Here is a 20210-nt window from a genome sequence, read left to right on the forward strand (position 1 = left end):
GCCGGGGCAGCCGCAGCGAGGCGGCCTCCAGGTCGAAGTGCTCCAGCGGCTGCTGGCCGGACCGGAACGGGACCTGCTCGCCGTGGTGCAGCATCAGCGCCACCTTGATGAAGGACGCGATCCCCTCGGCCGACAGCGGGTGACCGATGTTCGGCTTGATCGAGCCGAGCGCCACCGGGTCCGGCCGCCCGGCGCCGTAGACCGCGTCGATCGCCTTGAGCTCCAGCAGGTCGGTGACGGTCGAGCCGGAGCCGTTGACCTCCACCCAGCCGACGTCCGCCGGGTCGCCGCCGGCCCGGGCGAGGGCCTCCCGCATGACCTCCTTCTGGGCGACCAGGTTCGGCGTGGCCGGTCCGGCGGTCCGCCCGTCGTTGTTGATGGCGATGCCGCGCAGCACCGCGAGCACCCGGTCGCCGTCGGCCCGGGCACCCGCCAGCGGCTTGAGCACCACGACGCCCAGCCCCTCGCCGAGGATCAGGCCGCCGGCCCGGCGGTCGAAGACGTGGAACTCGTCGCCGGTGTTGAGCAGGCCGCGCCGGTCGAAGACCTGGTAGGGACGGTCGTCGCTGAGCAGGCTGACTCCGGCGACCACCGCCGCCTCGATGTCGCCGGCGGCCAGCGCCTGCCGGGCCATGTCCATGGCGACCAGCGCCGACGAGCACGCGGTGTCGATCACCAGGCTGGGACCGCGGAAGTCGAAGAACTGGGAGATGTTGGCGGACAGGTAGTTCTGCCCGGTCGCCACCACCGGGTTGCGCGCCCGGTCCAGCCGTTCGGCGTCCGGCATGTGGGCGCCCCGGCCGCCGACGTAGACCCCGACCCGCCGGCCCTTGAGCTCCTCCGGGCGGTAGCCGGCGTCGTACACCGCCCGCCGCACCTCGTCGAGCAGCAGCAGCGCCTGCGGGTCCATCGCCTTGACATCGTCCTCGGCCAGCAGGAACAGGTCCGGGTCGAACCGCAGGACGTCGGGCAGCAGACCGGCGTGGTAGCCCAGCGCCCGGCCGAAGCGGCGCTCCGGGATCGGGCGCAGCGCGGAGTCGCCGCGCCGCAGCAGCTCCCAGTACTCGTCGGCGGAACCCGCACCGGGGAAGGTGCAGGACAGGCCGATCACCGCGATCTCGCCGGTCCGCTCGGCCGGGTCGGTCACCCGGGCCGCGCCGAAGGCGGCCTGCCCGGTCCGCTCGGCCGGGGCGGCCTCGCCGAAGGCGGCCTGGCACTGCGCCGGGAACTCCCGGGTCAGGTATGCCGCGAACTCGTCAGCGCTGGGGTGTTCCAGCAGCGCCGACGGGTCGATCGACACGTCCAGCTGCTTGCCCAGGCCCTGCAGCAGCTGGGCGATCAGGATCGAGTCGATGCCGTAGTCGTGCAGCGGGACGTCGCCGGTCAGCTTGGCCCGGTCGAACCGCAACTCCAGCGCCACCTGGTCGAGCAGCCAGCCGGCCACCGCGCTGTCGGCTCCGGTGGCCGGCGGGGCCGGGCGTTCGGTCGCCCGGGCGGGAGCCTGCTCACCGCCGCCCAGCCGGCGGGCGGTGAGCGCCTCCGGCCGCCAGTCGGTGTCCGGGGACACGACGGTGGGCAGCACCACCCGCTCGCCGCTGGCCAGGGCCCGGTCCAGCAGGTCGAGGCCGTCGGCGTCGGCGAGCACGGCCAGCCCGGACGCCTGGTAGGCGGCGCTGCGCGCGGCACCCATCCCGGTGTCCCGCCAGCTCGGCCACTGCACGCTGACCAGCGGCAACCCGTGCGGGCGGGCCTCGGCGACCGCGTCCAGGTAGGCGTTGGCCATGGCGTAGTCGCTCTGCCCGGCGGCCAGCGCCGGCACCGCCGCCGCGACCGAGGAGTACAGCACGAACAGGCGGAGCGGTTCGTGCCGGAAGCACTCGATCAGGGTGTCCAGCCCGCGCGTCTTCGGGCTCAGCACCCGCTCGATGCCGGTCCACGTCTTGCGGACGAAGGCCGGGTCCTCGGTGTCGACCAGCCCCGCGCTGTGGATCACGCCGCCGATCGGGCCCAGGGTGCGCCGTACCTCGGCGAGCGCGGCGGTCACCGCGGCCGGGTCGTCCAGGGCCAGCGCCCGCACGTCCAGCCGCACCCCTTGCTCGACCAGCGCGGCCAGCGGTCGCAACTTCTCACCCAGGGCCGTGCCGGCCGCGATCTCCGACGACCAGGCCTCTTGCGGCGGCAGCTGCTCACGGCCGGTGAGGACCAGTTTGCGTACGCCGTGCCGCGCCACGAAGTGACGAGCCGTCAGCAGCCCGATCCCCCGCGTGCCGCCGGTCACCCAGAGGACGTGGCCGTCCGGCACCACCGGGGCCGTCCCCCGGCCGCCGGGCAGTTCGCGCAGCTCGGCCCGGTGCCGCACGCCGTCGGGGTAGGCGACCTCGGGCAGGTCGCCGGCGGTCCGGAGTTCGTCGGCGATCCACCCGGCCAGCCGGTCGTCCGGAGCGTCGCCGGCGTGCAGCTGACCGGAGCGGACGTGCCGGTACTCGCTCTGCAGCATCCGGTAGAGCGCGGCGCGCGGCGCGGCGGCGGAGCCCCGGGAGACGAACAGCAGTCGCAGGTCACGCCGGCCGGCGTCGACGATCCGCTGCAACCAGGTCACGCCGTCGCGCAGGGCGGTGTCGGCGGCGGCGCAGCCGGTCAGGTCCACCACCGCGTCGAAGCGGTCCACCGCGCCGCCGGCGGCCACGATCTCGGACCCGGGAAGCCGGGCGGTGAGCCGGGCCGCCAGGTCCTCGGTCCCGGCCGGGGCGAGGATCGCGGTCCGGGCCGGCAGTGCCTCGGCCGGCGTCGCCGGTGCCGGCGTCCAGCCCTTGGTCAGCAGCACCTTCCGGCCGCCGGGCGCGGCCAGCTCGGCGTCGGCGGCGGCCAGCCACACCCGCTCGCCGCCGAAGGGATAGCCGGGCAGCGGGATCCGCCGCGGGCGGCCGCCCGGGTGCAGGGCGGCCCAGTCCACAGCGTGACCGGAGGTCCAGGCCTTCGCGTACGCCGCCGGCTCGGCCGCGAGCACGCCGGCCGGTTCGGGCCGGCGCGGATCGACCGCGCCGGTCCAGACATCGGTCCCCGGCTCACCAGCGGCGAACCCGGTCAACCGGCTGATCAGCTCCGGCACGCCGGTGAAGAGGACGGCCAGCCGGTGCGCCATCGGCTCCCGGCCGGACTGCAGCGTCCAGGCCAGCTCGGCCGGGGCGACCGGGGTGGTCAGCAGGTGGTCCGCGAGCCGCTGCGCCTGCGCGGCCAGCCGATCCGGCTCCCGCGCCGACAGCACGGCCAGGTGCGGGCCGGGCGGGGCGGCCACCGGGGCCGGCTCGCCCAGGTACTCCTGCAGGATCACGTGCGCGTTGGTGCCGCCCGCGCCGAACGAGCTGACGCCCGCCGTGCGCGGCCGTGCGGTGCCGTCCGGTCCCTCCCGGCGCGGCCACGGCGCCGCCTCACGCTGCACCTCGAACGGCGTCCGGTCGAAGTCGATGTTGGGGTTGAGCTCGGCGGCGTGCAGCGACGGCGCCAGCTCGCCGTGACGCATCTGGAGCAGCACCTTGGTGACCGCGGCGATGCCGGCCGCCGACTCGGCGTGGCCGATGTTCGACTTGACCGAGCCGATCGGCAGCCGGTCCGGCAGGTCGTCGCCGCGGAAGGCCTGCATCATGCCGGCGATCTCCACCGGGTCGCCGAGCGAGGTGCCGGTGCCGTGCGCCTCCACGTAGTCCAGGTCGGCCGGGCGCAGGCCGGCCCGGTCGAGCGCCGCGCGGACCAGGTCGCCCTGCGCCTTCGGGTTGGGCACGTTGAAGCCGCGACCGGTGCCGCCGTGGTTCACCGCGGTCCCCTTGACCACGGCGAGGATGCGGTCACCGTCGGCCCGCGCCGCGTCCAGCCGCTTGAGCAGCACCGCGCCGGAGCCCTCGGACGGGACGTACCCGGTGCCGCCCTCGCCGAAGCTGCGGCAGCGGCCGTCCTCGGCGAGGAACCCGCGCCACGCCAGCTGCAGGTACTTGGCCGGATGGCTGGTGATGTTGACGCCGCCGGCCACCGCCACGTCGCAGTCGCCGTTGCGGATCGCCAGGCAGCCCTGGTGGATGGCGACCAGCGCGGACGAGCACATGGTGTCCAGGCCGACGCTCGGGCCGCCGAAGTCGAAGAAGTACGACACCCGGTTGGCCACCGAGGCGAACGAGGAGTGCGGGGGCAGCCCCTCGCCGCGCAGCGCCTCCCGCACGCCGAACAGCTGGTACTGGCCGTACATCATGCCGACGAAGACCCCGGTGCGGGCGCCGCGCAGCTGCTCGCGGGTGTAGCCGGCGTCCTCCATCAGGTGCCAGACCGTCTCCAGGAACACCCGCTCCTGCGGGTCGGTCAGCTCGGCCTCGATCTGCGACATCCGGAAGAAGAGCGGGTCGAAGCGGTCGGCGTCGCGCAGGAAGCCACCCCACCGGCCGTACGTCTTGCCGGCCACCGACTTGTCCGGGTGGTAGTAGCGCTCCAGGTCCCACCGCTCCCGGGGGATCTCGGTGATGCTGTCCCGCCCGGCCCGCAGGTTGCGCCAGAACTCGTCGACGTCGTCGGCCTCCGGGTACCGGCCGGCCACGCCGATGATGGCGATGTCGTCGTCGCCGCCGCGCGCCGCCGGGGACACGGGCTCGCTCACCACGACGGCCGGTGGCACGCTCGCGAACGCGTCCGGGTGCTCGGCCCGCAGGTGCTCCGCCAGCTCGCGCACCGTCAGGTATTCGAAGAGCAGGGTCTTCGACAGCGGGCCGAGCCGCTCCTCCATCCGCCGGGTCACCCGCATGGTGATCAGCGAGTCCACGCCGTAGCTGTCGAACGGCTCGGTGGCGATGATCTCCCGCTCGTCGAGCTTCAGCTCCTCGGCCATGATCCGCCGCAGCCACTGCTCCACCGCGGTGTCATCGGCCGGAACCGCCGGCGCGGGGGTCGCGGCCGCCGGGGCCGCCGCCGGGGTGGCCGGGACCGGCTCCGCGTTCAGCGCGGCCAGGATCCGGGCCGGGTCACCGGGCGCCAGCAGCACCCGGGGCGCGGTACCGGCCATCGCCCGCTCCAGCGCGGCCAGCGCCGGGCCGGTGCGCACCTCGCGCATGCCGGTCTCCCGGGTCATCCGCTCGACGCCGCCCGCCTCCAGCCGCATCCCGCCGTCCGCCCAGACCGGCCAGGCCGCGGCGAGCGTGCGGCCGTGCCGCTCGCCCCGGGCCCGCAGGCCCTCCCGCCGCTCGGCGAAGGCGTCGAGGAAGGCGTTGGCGAACGAGTAGTCGGTCTGCCCGGCGTTGCCGAACGCGGCCGACGCCGACGAGAAGACGACGAAGTAGTCCAGCGGCTCGTCCCGGGTGGCCTCGTCCAGCCAGGTGGTGCCGTGCACCTTGGCGGCCAGCACCGCGTCCGTGTCGGCCCGCTCCCGGTCGTGCAGCAGGCCGTCGCGCAGCACCCCGGCCAGGTGCAGGACGCCGCTGATCGAGCCGTACGACCGGCGCACCTCACCGACCAGCTCACCGACCTGCCCGGCGTCGCCCAGGTCGGCGTGCCGGACCTGCGCCCCGATCGCCGCGATCCGGGCGGCGGCCTCGGGTCCGGGCGCGGTGCGGGACACCAGCACGACCCGGCCGGGGCTCCGGCGGGCCACGTGCTCGGCCAGCAGCAGACCGAGCCCGCCGGTGCCGCCGGTGATCAGGTGCGCGCCGGAACCGCCGAACGGCGACCGGAGGTCCGCCGGGAGGGTCAGGCGCTGCCAGCCGGCCCGGGTACGGCCGGTCGCGTCACGGCGTACGTCCGGTGCCCCGTCCTCACCGAGCTCCGCCACCACCGCCTCGGCCAGTGAGCCGGTGGCGACCGCCAGCACGCTCAGGTCGATCGCCGGCTGCTCGCGACGGATGCTGCGGGCCAGCGCCGCCATCGCGGGCTGGGCCGGCGAGGTGGCCGGATCGCGGTGCGCGTAGAGGTAGCGCAGCGGGCCGCGCCGCTCGCGCAGCCAGGACTGCAGGAAGCCGACCGCCAGGTGGTAGTCGGCGTCCACCGCCCCGGAGACGCCGGCCGGCTGGACGACCCGGGCGATGCCGGTGGCCCGCGGGTCCCGCGAGACGGTCACGCCGGCCGCGGTCAGCGCCTCGCACACCCCGGTGACGTCCGGGCCGTCGCCGAGCACCAGCACCGGGCCGGCCGGCGCCCGGCCGGTCGCCGGGGCGGGCAGGCGGACCGGTGCGAAGGCGTGCGGCTCGTCGCCGGCCGGGACCGCCCGCAGCGTGAAGTCCTCGATCTCGGCGAGCACCGCGCCCGCGTCGTCGAGCAGCAGCACGGTGAAGGTGAGCGCGCCGGCGGCCGGGACGGCGTAGGCGTACAGGCTCTCCGGCAGGTCCCGGTGCACCCGGGCGGCGCCGACCGCGAACGGCATGTACGCCACCCCACCGCCCGGGGCGAGCCGGGCGGCCGTCTGCAGCGCGGCGTCGAACAGCGACGGCGGGAACACGTGCTCGCCCCGATCGGCCGTCGCCGGGCGCCGCAGCCGGGCCAGCGCCACGCCGTCACCGAGCGCGAGCTCCTCGATGACGCGCAGGCTGGGACCGTAGTCGAAGCCGGCCGCCGCGAACGTGGCGTAGCAGTCGGCGCCGGAGTGCACGGTGTGGCAGCGGGCCCGCACCGCTGCCGGGTCGACCGGCTCGGGGCGGGCGGTGGGCAGGCCCCGGACCAGGGTGCCGCGGGCGTGTACCGGGCCGTCGTCGGTGCGTACCTCGAAAGTGTCCCGATCCACGGCGATCAGCAACCGGTGGTCCGCCGTGTCCGCCGGCAGGCGGACCGGAACCGACCAGACCAGGTCGCGGACCTCACGGACCCGGTCGCCACCGGCGAGATCGCCGGCCAGCCGGCCCATCTCCAGGTACGCCACCCCGGGCAGCACCCGGTCACCGGCTACCACGTGGTCGCGCAGGAACGGCTCGTCGCCGGTGAGCGTCTTGACGAAGGTGCCCGGTCCGGCCGCGGCGTCCAGCAGCGTGGGGTGCAGCGCCGTCGGCGGCGTGGTGAACCAGTGCCGGGTGCGCGCGAACGGGTAGGCGGGCAGGTGCACCCGGCGCCGGTGCGCGCCCCGGTGCAGCGCGGCCCAGTCGATCACCGCGCCGGCCACCCAGGACGCGGCGACCGCCGCCGGATCGCCGATGTCCCCGGCCACCGGCGGCGTCCGGTCGCGGCCGACGTGGCCGGTGTGCACCGCGGCCGGCCGCCCGGCCAGGTGCTCGGTCAGCTCGGCGCGCAGCCGGTCCGCGCTGTCCGCCACCACCGCCAGCCGGTACGCCATGGCCTCCCGGCCCACCTGCGTGGTGTACGCCAGGTCGCCCGCCGCCACCGGGTGGTCGGCCAGGTGGCCGGCGAGCCGCCGGGCCACCTCGGTCAGCGCCTCCGGCGTGCGGGCCGAGAGCGTGAACACGTGCTCGGCCTGCTCGCCGTCGCGGGTCTCGGGCATCTCCGGTTCCTCCAGAACGACGTGCGCGTTGGTGCCGCCGAACCCGAACGAGCTGACCCCGGCGCGCCGCGGCGTCTCCCGCCCGCCGGCGTCCCGCGGGCGCGGCCAGGGCCGGGCGGTGGTGGCGACCTCGAACGGGCCGCCGTCGAGTTCCAGGTACGGGTTCGGCGCGCTCAGGTGCAGGCTGGCCGGGATCACCCCGTGCCGCATGGCCAGGACGGTCTTGAGCAGCCCGGCGATGCCGGCCGCCGCCTCGAGGTGACCGATGTTGGTCTTCACCGAGCCGATCACGCAGCCGGGTGCCGCCGGACCCGCCGGGCCGCCGCGCAGCCTGCGGAACGCGGTGCTGAGCCCGGCCGTCTCGATCGGGTCGCCCAGCGCCGTGCCGGTGCCGTGCGTCTCGATGTAGCCGATCGTCTCCACCGGCACCCCGGCCGCCCGGTACGCCTCGACCAGCAGGTCGGCCTGCGCGTCCGGGTTCGGCGCGGTGAGCGACGTGGTCCGGCCACCGTGGTTCGCGGCGGTCGCCCGGAGCACCGCGTGCCGGGCGTCGCCGTCACGGCGGGCCACCCGGTCCGGCTTGAGCAGGACGACGCCCGCGCCCTCGCCGCGCACGTAGCCGTCGGCGCCGCTGTCGAACGTCTTGCACCGGCCGTCGCCGCTGAGCATCGCGCCCTGGTCGAGGATCTCGTAGACCGAGGACATCAGCATCACGTTGACGCCGCCGGCGATCGCCAGGTCGCAGGTGCCGTCGCGGAGCGCGGCGGCCGCCTGGTGCACGGCGACCAGCGAGCTGGAGCAGGCCGTGTCGATCACCATGCTCGGGCCGCGCAGGTCCAGCAGGTAGGAGATCCGGTTGGCGATGATGGAGGCCGCCGCGCCGGTGGCGGTGTGCCCCTGCGGCGGCGCGCCGGCGGCCCGCTGCAGTTCCAGGTATTCGGTGTTGGCGACCCCGACGAACACGCCGACCCGGCGCCCGGCCAGGTCGGACGGCCGGTAACCGGCGTCCTCGATCGCCGACCAGACGACCTCCAGCAGCAGCCGCTGCTGCGGGTCCATCAGCTCGGCCTCGCGCGGCGAGATGCCGAAGAACGACGCGTCGAACGCCTCGACGCCGGGCAGGAAGCCACCCCACCGGGAGGCCGGCCGCTCCCGCCAGTCCCAGCGGTCCGGTGGTGTCTCGCCGACCAGGTCGGTGCCGGCCACCAGGTGGTGCCAGAACTCGTCGAGGTCGGCGGAGCCGGGCAGCCGCCCGGCCATGCCGATCACCGCGACGTCGGTGTCCCGTTCCACCGCCGGGGCCGGCTCGCCCAGGATCTCCGGGTGCTCGCCGGCCAGATGATCGGCCAGCGCCGCCAGGGTGCCCTTGCGGTAGAACAGCGTCGGGTAGACCTCGATGCCGTAGGTCTTGCGCAGCTCCACGCTGAGCGTGGTGAAGTTGACCGAGTTCATCCCGACCTCGCCGAGCGGGTCGTGCTCGCCGATCTCGCCGGCCGGCGTGCCGGTCAGCCGGGACACCATCGCGGCCAGCTCGGCGCGCAGCGTTCCGGCCCGCTGCGGCTGCGCGTCCGGGGCGTCGCCGGTGCCGAAGCGGGCCCGGATCTCGGCCGGTGACAGGGCGGCCAGGGTGACCCGGTCGACCTTCTCGTTCAGCGTGTGCGGGAAGGCGGTGACCCGGATCAGCGCGGCCGGGATCATGTACTCCGGCAGCCAGGCCGCGAGCGCCTCGGCGGACGGCTCCGGCGCGCCGTCGTCGAGCAGGTAGCAGCCGACCAGCGACTGGTCACCGGCCGGCGACGTGCGGGCCACCACCACCGCGTCCCGCACCCCGGCCAGGCGGCGCAGGGCCGTCTCGATCTCGGCGGGCTCCACCCGGAACCCACGGATCTTGACCTGGGCGTCGACCCGGCCGAGGTAGTCGATCCGGCCGTCCGGCAGCCTGCGCACCCGGTCGCCGGTGCGGTACATCCGGGCGCCGGGCTCGGTGGCGTACGGGTCCGGCAGGAACCGCTCGGCGGTCAGCTCGGGCCGGTTCAGATATCCGTCGGCGACCCCGTGGCCGCCGATGTACAGCTCGCCGGCGGCGCCGTCCGGCACCGGCCGGCGCCGGCTGTCCAGCACGTACACGCCGGTGTTGGCGATCGGCCGGCCGATGGTGACCCGGTCGCCCGCGCGCAGCCGGCTCACCGTCGACCAGATGGTGGTCTCGGTCGGCCCGTAGAGGTTCCACACCTCGCGGTTGCCGGCCAGCAGCGCCTCCGCCGTCTCCGCGGACAGCGCCTCGCCGCCGCAGAGCACCCGCAGCCCGGGGCTCCCCCGCCAGCCCGCGGCCAGCAGCATCTTCCACGTCGCCGGGGTCGCCTGGACCACCGTGGCGGCGCTGTTCTCGACGGCCTCCCGCAGCCGCAGCCCGTCCCGGGCCACCTCGGCGGAGAGCACCTCCACGGTGCCGCCGGTGATCAACGGCAGGTACAGCTCCAGCCCGGAGATGTCGAAGCAGACAGTGGTCAGCGCGAGCAGGGTGTCCGCCGGCCCGAAGCCGGGCTCGCGGGCCATCGACCAGAGGAAGTTGGTCAGCGCGCGGTGCGGCACCCGGACGCCCTTGGGCCGGCCGGTCGAGCCGGAGGTGTACAGCACGTACGCGATGTCGGCCGGTCCCGCCGGTGCCGGCACCGCCCCCGCGCCCGGTGACCGGTCGTCCACCAGCAGCCGCGGCACCGACGCCGCCAGCGGGGCGGTCACCGCCGAGTGGCTGAGCACCAGGTGCAGGCCGGCGTCCCCGGCCAGGTAGTCGAGCCGCTCCCGCGGGTACGCCGGGTCCAGCGGCACGTAGGTGCCCCCGGCGGCCTGCACGGCCAGCAGGGCGACCGGGAGGCCGGCGTCGCGCGGCAGCAGGACCCCGACGGTACGCCCGCGAGTCACGCCGGCCGCGGCCAGGCGTACGGCGAGCGCCTCGACCTCGGTGACCAGCTGCCGGTAGGTCAGCGTGGTGTCGCCGTGCCGGACCGCCACCGCGTCCGGCCGGGCGGTGGCCTGCCGGCGCACCAGGTCCCACACCACCGCGTCGGCCGGATAGTCGGCCACCGGCGCGGACGGGCCGGCGATCGCCAGGTCCAGGTCGCCGACGGCGGTTCCGGGCCCGGCCACGGCGGCGGTCACCAGCGCGGCGAAGTGCTCGCCGAGCCGGTCCACGGTGGCGGCGTCGAACAGGTCCGGGTTGTACTTCAGCACGTACCGGCAGCCCTCGGGGTGGTCCACCAGGTCGAGGGTCAGGTCGAACTCGCCCTCCTGGTGCACGCCGTCGACCCGGCCGCGCACCAGCGCGTCCGCCGGCATGTCCCGGGTCCAGTTGTGGAAGTAGAAGGCGACGTCGAAGAGCCGGCCGACCACGCCCCGCTCCACCAGGTCGAGCAGCGGGTAGGCGCCGTGTTGCAGGGCCTGCAGCACCATCCGGTGCACGCGCCGGACCAGGCCGCGGAAGTCCTCCTCCGGATCGACCCGCTCGGCGAGCACGACCATGTTCATGAAGTAGCCGATGACGTCGTCGAACTCGTCGCCGGGCCGGCCGGCGACCGGCGTGCCCACGGCGATGTCGGCCTGGTCGCTGTACCGGTGCAGCAGCACGAACCAGCAGGTGAGCAGCACGCTGGAGAGCGAGGCGCGCTCGTCGGCGGCGAGCGCGCGGGCCTGCTCGGTCACCCGCTGCGGCAGCCGGCCGGACACGCTGGCGCCGCGATGGCCGGGCACCGCGGGGCGCGGCCGGTCCAGCGGCAGCGGCACGGTGGTGGGCCGGTCACGCAGCCGCTCGGTCCAGTAGTCGCGCAGCTTCTCCCCGTCCGGGCCGTCGAGCAGTCGCCGCTGCCAGGCCACGAAGTCGGCGTACGTGCGGGCCGGGCCGGGCGTGGGCGCCGGCATCCCGTCGCGCGCCGCCTGGTAGAGGCGTTCCACCTCGGCCAGCAGCAGCGGGATGGAGACCCCGTCGATCACCAGGTGGTGCACGGTGAGCAGCAGTGCCTGCCGGCCGTCGTCGAGGGTGTAGAGGGTGGCCCGGACCAGCGGCCCGCCGACCAGGTCGAACGGCTGGGCCACCTCGGCGCGGACCCGGTCGCGCAGGTCGTCGTCGGCGGCCGTGGGCAGGAAGACGTGCGCGAAGGGCAGCGTGCGGTGCCCGGGAACGGTGAGCGCCGACCCGTCCGGGTCGATCGCGCCGCGGAGCTGGTCGTGCCGGTCGAGCAGGCCCTGCAGCGCGACCCGCAGGCTGGTGACGTCGACCTCCGGCGACAACCAGAACGTCATCGGCAGGTTGTAGGCGCTGTTGCCCGGGGCGAGCTGCTCGACGATCCACAGGGCGCGCTGGCCCGCCGACAGCGGGTGGGTCAGGTCGGCCCTCGGGGTGGCCTCCGGAGTGGCCTCGGGAGTGGCCTCCGGGGTGGCCGGCCGGGCGGCACCGGCGAGCCAGTTCTCCGCCAGGTACCCGGACAGTTCTCGCAGGGTGGGGCGCTCGAAGAACTCGTCGAGCGGCACCGCGACGCCGAACGCCTCGTCGACGGCGGCCACGATCTTCATGCCGCTGAGCGAGTCGAATCCGTAGTCGGCGAGCCGCCGGTCCACGTCGATCCGCTGGTCCAGCTTGAGAACCCGCTCCACCAGCTCGCGCAGCCGGTCGTCGAGCGTTCCGGTGGCGACCGCCGCCGCCGGCCGGACGCTCTCCCGCACCACCGGCCGGGACACGGCGACGGTGTTCTCGGCGATCAGCACGTGCTGGCTCAGGCCGTCGCCGCCGAGCGCCCGGGCCCGCGCGAAGCCCTCCTCGGCCAGCACCCGCAGCCAGGTCGCCGGGGCGGCCAGTGGCGAGGCGGGCAGCCGCAGCTCGACGTCCTGGAACGCCCACCAGCCCTCCATCACGCCGCCGCCGAGCGTCAGGTACGGGCGGATCTCGGTCAGCTCGTTGAGGATCAGCAGACCACCGGGGGTGAGCAGCTCACGGATCTTGCGGAGGGTGGCCCGCAGGTTCCGGGTGGCGTGCACCACGTTGGTGGCGAGCACCACGTCGCAGGAGCCGGGCGCGAAGCCCTGGCCGGCCAGGTCACGTTCCAGGTTGAGCAGCGCGAACCTGGTGTCCGGGTAGGCGGCGGCGAACCGCTCCCGGCCGTACTCCAGGAAACGGGGCGAGATGTCGGTGAAGGTGTAACCCGCGCCGCGCAGCACCGGCAGCACCTTCTCGCTGGTGGCCCCGGTGCCGGCACCCAGTTCCAGCACGTGGGCCGGGCCGGCCGGCGCGCGGTCGAGGTACTGCCGGACCGCACCGGCCACCAGCTCGTTGAAGTGATCGGTGAGGGCGTTGCCGCGGTACAGGTCCTGGACCAGCTCCATCGAGGAGTCCGGGAACATGATCTCGGTGCCGACCACCTCGCCGCGCAGGATCCGCGGGTACGCCCGGAGGAACTCCCGGTTCAGCCCGGCGGTGGCGGCGACAGCGGGGTACCGCGCGGCGACCCGGTCGAGCTCCTCCACCCAGCCGGTCGTACGGTCCGGCGCCCCGGCCGCCACGGTGATCCGGTCCCCGTCGCGGCTGACCAGCCCGGCGCCGGCGAACAGGCCGAGCACCGCCTCGTGCAGGCGGCGGAACTTGTCCCGGATGCCGAGGCTGGTGCGCAGCTGCTCGCTGTCGTACTGCTCGCCGGGGCTGCGGAAGGCGCCCATCCGCTGGTAGACGCCGAACAGGCCGGACACCGAGGCGGCGTCCAGCTCATCGAAACCGGCCAGCACCCGGGCGACGGCGTCGTCCGTCCCGGCCGGCTCGATCGGCCGCGGTGCGGGGATCTCCGGCAGCCAGAGCCGGCGGCGCTCGAACGGATAGGTGGGCAGTTCGATCCGGCGGGCCGCCGGGTCGGTGAGCCCGGACCAGTCGACCGGCGCGCCGGCGACCCAGCGCTCGGCGACCGCCGCCAGGTCACCGGAGGCCGCGGGCAGCGGCTGCCCGGCCGCGTACGCCGCCAGAGCGCCGGCCGCCTCGGCGACCGAGCGGGCCGGGAAGGCGAGGCGGAACTCGTGCGCCGTGCGCCCGGACTGCAGGGTGTACGCGACGTCGGCGAGCCGCACCGCGTCCGGCGTCACCGGCGTCACCGGCGTCACCGGCGGCCGCGGGCGGATCCCGGCGATCGCGCGGGCCACCGCACCGATGGTGTCCGCCGAGGTGGCCGCCGCCGGGAGCCGGGTGCCCAGCTCGTCGGCCAGCGCCGCGAAGTACCGGGCCCGCTCGGCCAGGCCGAACCCGCAGTCCACCAGGTCGGTGCCGAGGTCCAGGGTGTCCGCCCGGACGCCGGCCAGCTCGGCGGCGATCCGCAGGCAGCGCTGCTGCACGTCCTCCCCGGTGCCGTCCCGGCCCAGGAAGGTGGCGAGGTTCGCGGCGTACGCCCGCAGCCGCTCCTCGCTCTTGGCGGAGAGCACGATCAGGTGCTCGGCGTCCGGCGCGGCCGGCGCGCCGGCCGGGGCCGGGACGTGCTCCTCCAGGACCACGCACGCGTTCGCGCCGCCGGCCCCGAACGAGCTGACGATCGCGCGGCGGGGCGTCCCGTTCCGCTCCCAGGCCTCGGTCCGCTGCTGGACCCGGAACGGGGTGGTCGCGAAGTCGATCTCCGGGTTGGGCCGGGCCGAGTGCAGCGACGCCGCCAGCGTGCCGTGCCGCAGCTGGAGCAGCACCTTGGTCAGGCCGGCGATGCCGGCTGCCGCCTCCAGATGGCCGATGTTGGTCTTCACCGAGCCGATCGGGATCAGCGTCCGCTCGTCGCGCCCGGCCTCACTCACCGGCCCGCCGAACGCGTCGACCAGCCCGGCGATCTCGATCGGGTCGCCGAGCAGGGTGCCGGTGCCGTGCGCCTCGACGTAACCGATGGTCGCCGGTGCGATGCCGGCGCGCTCGATCGCCGTACGGATGACCCGGCTCTGTGCCGCCGAACTCGGCACCGTGTAGCCGCCCGCGTTGCCCACCGCGTTGATCGCCGAGCCGCGCAGCACCGCGAGCACCCGGTCCCCGTCGGCGAGCGCCGCCGCCAGCGGCTTGAGCAGGACCGCCCCGACGCCCTCGCCGTCGACGAAGCCGTCCGCGCCGGCGCCGAACGCCTTGACCCGGTCGTCGCGGGCCAGCATGCCGCCGCGGGCCAGGGTGCGCAGGTGCCTCGGGTGCAGGATCAGGTTGACGCCGCCGGCGATCGCGGTGGCGCACTCCCCGGCCCGCAGGCTCTGGCAGGCCAGGTGCACCGCGGTCAGCGACGCCGAGCAGGCCGTGTCGACGGCCAGGCTGGGCCCGGTGAAGTCGAAGAAGTGCGACACCCGGTTGGCCACCGACCAGTGCCGCGAGGAGGCGTCGTTCGGGGCACCGGCCGCCTCGGCCGCTCCGCTCATCCACTCGTAGTCGCTGCCCATCACGCCGACGAACACGCCGACCGGGCCCCGCGCCGCGAGGACCGCCGACGGGTAGCCGGCGTCCTCGACGGTCGCCGCGGCGGTCTGCAGGAACAGCCGCTCCTGCGGGTCCATCGCCTCGGCGTCGGCGGGCGAGATGTGGAAGAACAACGGGTCGAACTTGTCGGCGTCGTCGACGAAGCCGGCCCACTTGCTGTAGGCGCCGCCCGGTGCGGTGTCGAAGTGCGCGTCGGCGTCCCAGCGGTCGGCGGGCACCTCGCGGATCAGGTGGCGGCCGGCGGCGAGATGCTCCCACAGCTCGCCGACGGTGTCCGCGGACGGGTAGCGCCCGGCCACCCCGATGATCGCGATGGCGTCGGTCTGGTCCGCGCCGGCCGGTTCACTGGTCGCGGCCGCCGGGAGCTCGCCGGTCAGGAACGTCGTCAGCGCTCGCGGCGTCTTGTACTGGAACACCATCGTCGCGGGCAGCCGCCGGCCGAGCCGGGCGGCCAGCCGGTTGCGCAGTTCGAGCGCGGCCAGCGAGGTGAACCCGAGCCGGTGGAACTCGGCGTCCGGGTCGACAGCGGTGGTCGAGTCGTGCTTGAGCGTCGCCGCGACCTCGCGCAGGACCAGGTCCGCGACGGCCGCCGGGGTCCAGTCCGGCGCGGTGGCCGGCGCCGCCGGCGCGGTGGCCACGGCGGCGGCCGGGCGGCGGCGCGGGGCCAGCTCGCGGAAGAGCGGCCGCACCGGGGTGCCCACCTCCAGCCGCGCGGGCACCAGGTGCGCCGGTCCGGCACCGACGGCCGCGTCGAACAGCGCCAGCCCGGTCTCGGTCGTCATCGGGGCCAGGCCGGCCTCGGCCAGCCGGGCCAGGTCCGCCCGGCCGAGCTCGCCGGTCAGCCCGGTGGGCTGCGCCCACAGGCCCCAGCCCAGCGAGACGGCCGGCAGGCCGAGGTCGTGGCGGTGCCACGCCAGCGCGTCGACGAAGGCGTTCGCCGCCGCGTAGTTGCCCTGTCCGGCGGTGCCCAGGGTGGCGGCTGTCGAGGAGAACAGCACGAACGCGCCGAGGTCGAGATCCCGGGTCAGTTCGTGCAGGTGCCAGGCGCCGTCCGCCTTGGCGGCCAGCACCGGCCGCAGGCGATCCGGGGTGAGCGAGCCGATGACGCCGTCGTCCAGGACGCCGGCGGCGTGCACCACGGCCCGCAGCGGCCGGTCCGGGTCGATCCCGGCGAGCACCGCCGCCAGCGCCGCGCGGTCGCTGACGTCGCAGGCCACCGACGTCGCCGAGACACCCGCCGAGGTCAGCTCGGCGGCCAGGTCCGCGGCGCCACCGCGGCTGAGCAGCAGCAGGTCGCGAACCCCGTGGTCGGCGACCAGGTGCCGGGCGACCAGCCCGGCCAGGGTGCCGGACGCGCCGGTGATCAGCACCGTGCCGTCGGCGGGGAAGCCGGCCGGGGTGGCCGGGACGGTGGCGGGCACCAGGCGCGGCACCCGGATCCGGTCCCCGGTCACCGACAGCTCCGGCTCGCCGGTGGCCAGCACCGTCGCGAGCAGGCCGGGCAGGGCCGCCGGGTCGTCGGTGTCGACCAGCACGATCCGGTCCGGGTTCTCGGTCTGGGCGGAGCGCACCAGGCCCCGCACCGCGGCCGCCACCGGGTCCGCCGGGCCGCCGGTGGTCACCACCACCAGGCGCTGGTCCTGGTCGGCGTCGGCCGCGGCGAGCCGGCGCTGCAGGCCGTCGAGCACCTCCGCGGTCACCGCCCGCAGCCGACGCGGCACGTCGCCGTCGGCGGACGGGCAGGTCAGCACGGTGACGCCGGCGGTGTCGGCGGTTCCGGTGACGTCCGGGGCGACCCAGCGCACCTCGAAGAGCGAGCCGTCCACGACCGGGGCGCCGATCGGGCGCAGGGCCAGCGCGTCGACGGCCAGCACGTCCCGGCCGATGCCGTCGGCCAGGTACAGCGCGAAGGTGCCGTCCGGTCGCGGGCTCAGCCGGGCCCGCAGGGTGGCCGGCTCGGCGGCCTCCGGGTCCAGCCACCGGGCGCCGGTGAAGCTGAACGGCAGCGTCGGCACCGTCACGTCCAGCGCGTGCAGGGCCGCGTCGAGCAGCGCCGGGCGGATCGGGGCCGGCAGGGACACCTCGGCGAACAGATCCGCACCGGCGCGCCACAGCCGGCGCAGGCCCCGGAAGGCGGGACCGTAGTGCAGTCCCAGGGCGGCGCGGTCGGTGTACCAGGAGGTGAGGTCGACCGGCTCGGCGCCTGGTGGCGGCCAGGCGCCGAGACCGGGGTCGGTGACCGCCGGAGCGGTGTCGGTCAGCACGCCCGTCGCGTGCAGCCGCCAGCTCCCGCCCGGCAGGCGGCTGTGCAGCCGGAACGCGCGCTCCCCGGCGTCGTCCGGCGGGTCCGCGACGAGCTGGACGGCCAGCTCGCCCCGCTCCGGGACGACCACCGGCGCCTGCATGGTCAGCTCGTCGACGGCGGCGCCGGCCCCCAGCGCCATGTCCAGCAGCGCGGTGCCCGGCACCACCACCTGCTCGCGGACCCGGTGGTCGGCGAGCCAGGGGTGCCGGCTCAGCGAGAGCCGGCCGGTCAGCACGCGCTGGCCGGTGCCGGCCAGGTCGACCGGCTCGGACAGCAGCGGAACGGGTGCGGCCAGCCAGTACGGGCGGCGTTCGAAGGCGTACGTCGGCAGCGGCACGATCCGGCCGGCGACCGCGGGCGGCTCGGCGAGCACGCCGTGGGCGTACAGCGCGCCGGCGGCGAGCTGGAAGCGCCGGACCGGGTCCTCCTTGCGGTACAGCGTGCCCAGCACGTACGCCGTCTCCGCGGTGTCCTGGATCGCCATGGTGAGCAACGGGTGCGGGCTGATCTCCAGGAAGACCCCGTGGCCGGCCTCGGCGAGCGCGCGCACGGTGGGCTCGAACCGGACCGGGGCGCGCAGGTTGCGGAACCAGTACGCGGCGTCCAGCCGGTCGCCGTCGAGCGGTCGCGTGGTCACCGTGGACCAGAACGGCACCTGGCCGGCGCGCGGCCGGATCGGCGCGAGCAGCGTCGCCAGCTCGGCCTCCAGCGCGTCCACGTGCGCCGAGTGGGAGGCGTAGTCCACCGCGACCCGGCGGGCGCGGACGTCCTCGGCGTCGCACGCCGCCTCCAGCTCGTCCAGCGCGTCCGGGTCACCGGAGACCACCACGGCGGACGGGCCGTTCACGGCGGCGATCGAGATCCGGTTCGCGTACGGCGCGAGACGCTCCCGCACCCACGGCTCCGGGGCGGCCACCGCGAGCATCCCGCCGCTGCCGGCCAGGGTGCGCAGGGCCCGGCTGCGCAGCGCGACGATCCGCGCGCCGTCCTCCAGGGTGAGCGCGCCGGCCACGCAGGCCGCCGCGATCTCGCCCTGCGAGTGGCCGACCACAGCGGACGGCACCAGGCCGAGCGACCGCCACACCTCGGCCAGCGACACCATGACGGCCCAGAGCACCGGCTGGACCACGTCGACCTGAGCCAGGGCCGCCTTGTCGTCGAGCGCCTCCCGCAGCGACCAGTCCACGTGCGCGCTCAGCAGGCGTTCGCACTCGTCCATCCGCTCGGCGAAGACCGGGTACGCCTCGCGCAGCCCGCGGGCCATGCCCACCCACTGCGCGCCCTGGCCGGGGAACACCCAGACCAGGCCGGAGTCGGGCAGCACGGTGCCCTCGACCGCGTCGAGGCTGGACTCGCCGGTGGCCACGGCGTTCAGCCCGGCCAGCAACTCGTCCCGATCGGCGGCGACCACCACGGCCCGCTGCTCCAGCGCCGAGCGAGTCGCCACCGACGAGAACGCCACATCAGCGACCGACAGATCCGCATCGGAAGCCACCCGATCCCGCAACCGCGCCGCCTGCACCCGCAACGCCGGCACCGAACGCGCCGACACCACCACCGGCACCGGCGACTCCGGACCCGCCGGCACCGGCTCCGCCGCAACCTCCGGCGCCTGCTCCACGATCACATGCGCATTCGTCCCACTGATCCCGAACGACGACACCCCGGCCCGCCGCACCCGACCCACCACCGGCCACGACCGCCGCTCGGTCAACAACCGCACCGCACCCGCCGACCAATCCACATGCGACGACGGCCGATCAACATGCAACGACCGCGGCAACACCCCATGCCGCAACGCCATCACCATCTTGATCACACCACCGACACCCGCCGCCGCCTGCGCATGACCGATGTTCGACTTCAACGACCCCAGCCACAACGGCTCCGCCCGACCCTGCCCATACGTCGCCAGCAACGCCTGCGCCTCGATCGGATCACCCAACGCCGTACCCGTACCGTGCGCCTCCACCACATCCACATCAGCCCCGGACAACCCCGCCACCGCCAGCGCATCCCGGATCACCCGCTGCTGCGACGGACCATTCGGCGCGGTCAGGCCGCTGCTGGCACCGTCCTGATTCACCGCCGAACCACGCAGCACGGCGAGGACCTCGTGGCCGTTGCGGCGCGCGTCGGACAACCGCTCCAGCACCACCACGCCGACACCCTCGGCCCAGCCGGTCCCGTCCGCCGAGTCGGCGAACGCCTTGCACCGCCCGTCCGGGGACACCGCGCGCTGCCGGGAGAACTCCACGAAGGTGCGCGGGGTCGACATGACCGTGACGCCGCCGGCCAGGGCCAGGGAGCACTCGCCGGACCGCAGCGCCTGCGCCGCGAGGTGCATCGCCACCAGCGACGACGAACACGCGGTGTCCACCGACACGGCCGGGCCCTCCAGACCCAGCGTGTACGCCACCCGCCCGCTCACCACGCTCGGCAGGCTCCCGGTCATCAGCTCGCCCTCGTAGTCGCCGGCGTCGCCACCCAGCCGGGACCCGTAGTCGCTGTACATCACGCCGGCGAACAGGCCGGTCCGGCTGCCGCGCAGGGTGGACGGGGCGATGCCGGCCCGTTCCAGGGCCTCCCAGGACACCTCCAGCAGCAGCCGCTGCTGCGGGTCGGTGGCCAGCGCCTCGCGCGGCGACATGCCGAAGAAGCCGGCGTCGAACTCGGCCGCGTCGTGCAGGAACCCGCCGTGCCGGGTGTAGCTGGTGCCGGGCCGGTCCGGGTCCGGGTCGTAGAGGGACGCCAGGTCCCAGCCCCGGTCGTCGGGCAGCGGCGAGATGGCGTCGACCTCGTCGGTGACCAGCCGCCACAGGTCCTCGGGCGAGTGCACCCCGCCCGGGAACCGGCAGCTCATGCCGACTATCGCGATCGGGTCGGGCGCACCGGCCGGCGCGGCGGACTCCAGCTCCGCGATCCGCCCGTTGGCGTGGCGCAGCTCCGCGGTGACCCGCTTCAGGTAATCGAGCAGCCTGTCGTCG

General features: G+C 75.6%; 1 pseudogene. It reads right to left on the bottom strand.

The window, feature by feature from the left end:
- Positions 1-124: 124 nt before the first annotated feature.
- Positions 125-20173: pseudogene (locus tag Actob_RS31990) on the bottom strand (amino acid adenylation domain-containing protein); the annotation flags it as partial.
- Positions 20174-20210 lie beyond the last annotated feature (37 nt).

Origin of the sequence: Actinoplanes oblitus (assembly GCF_030252345.1) — a bacterium.
Classification (GTDB): domain Bacteria; phylum Actinomycetota; class Actinomycetes; order Mycobacteriales; family Micromonosporaceae; genus Actinoplanes; species Actinoplanes oblitus.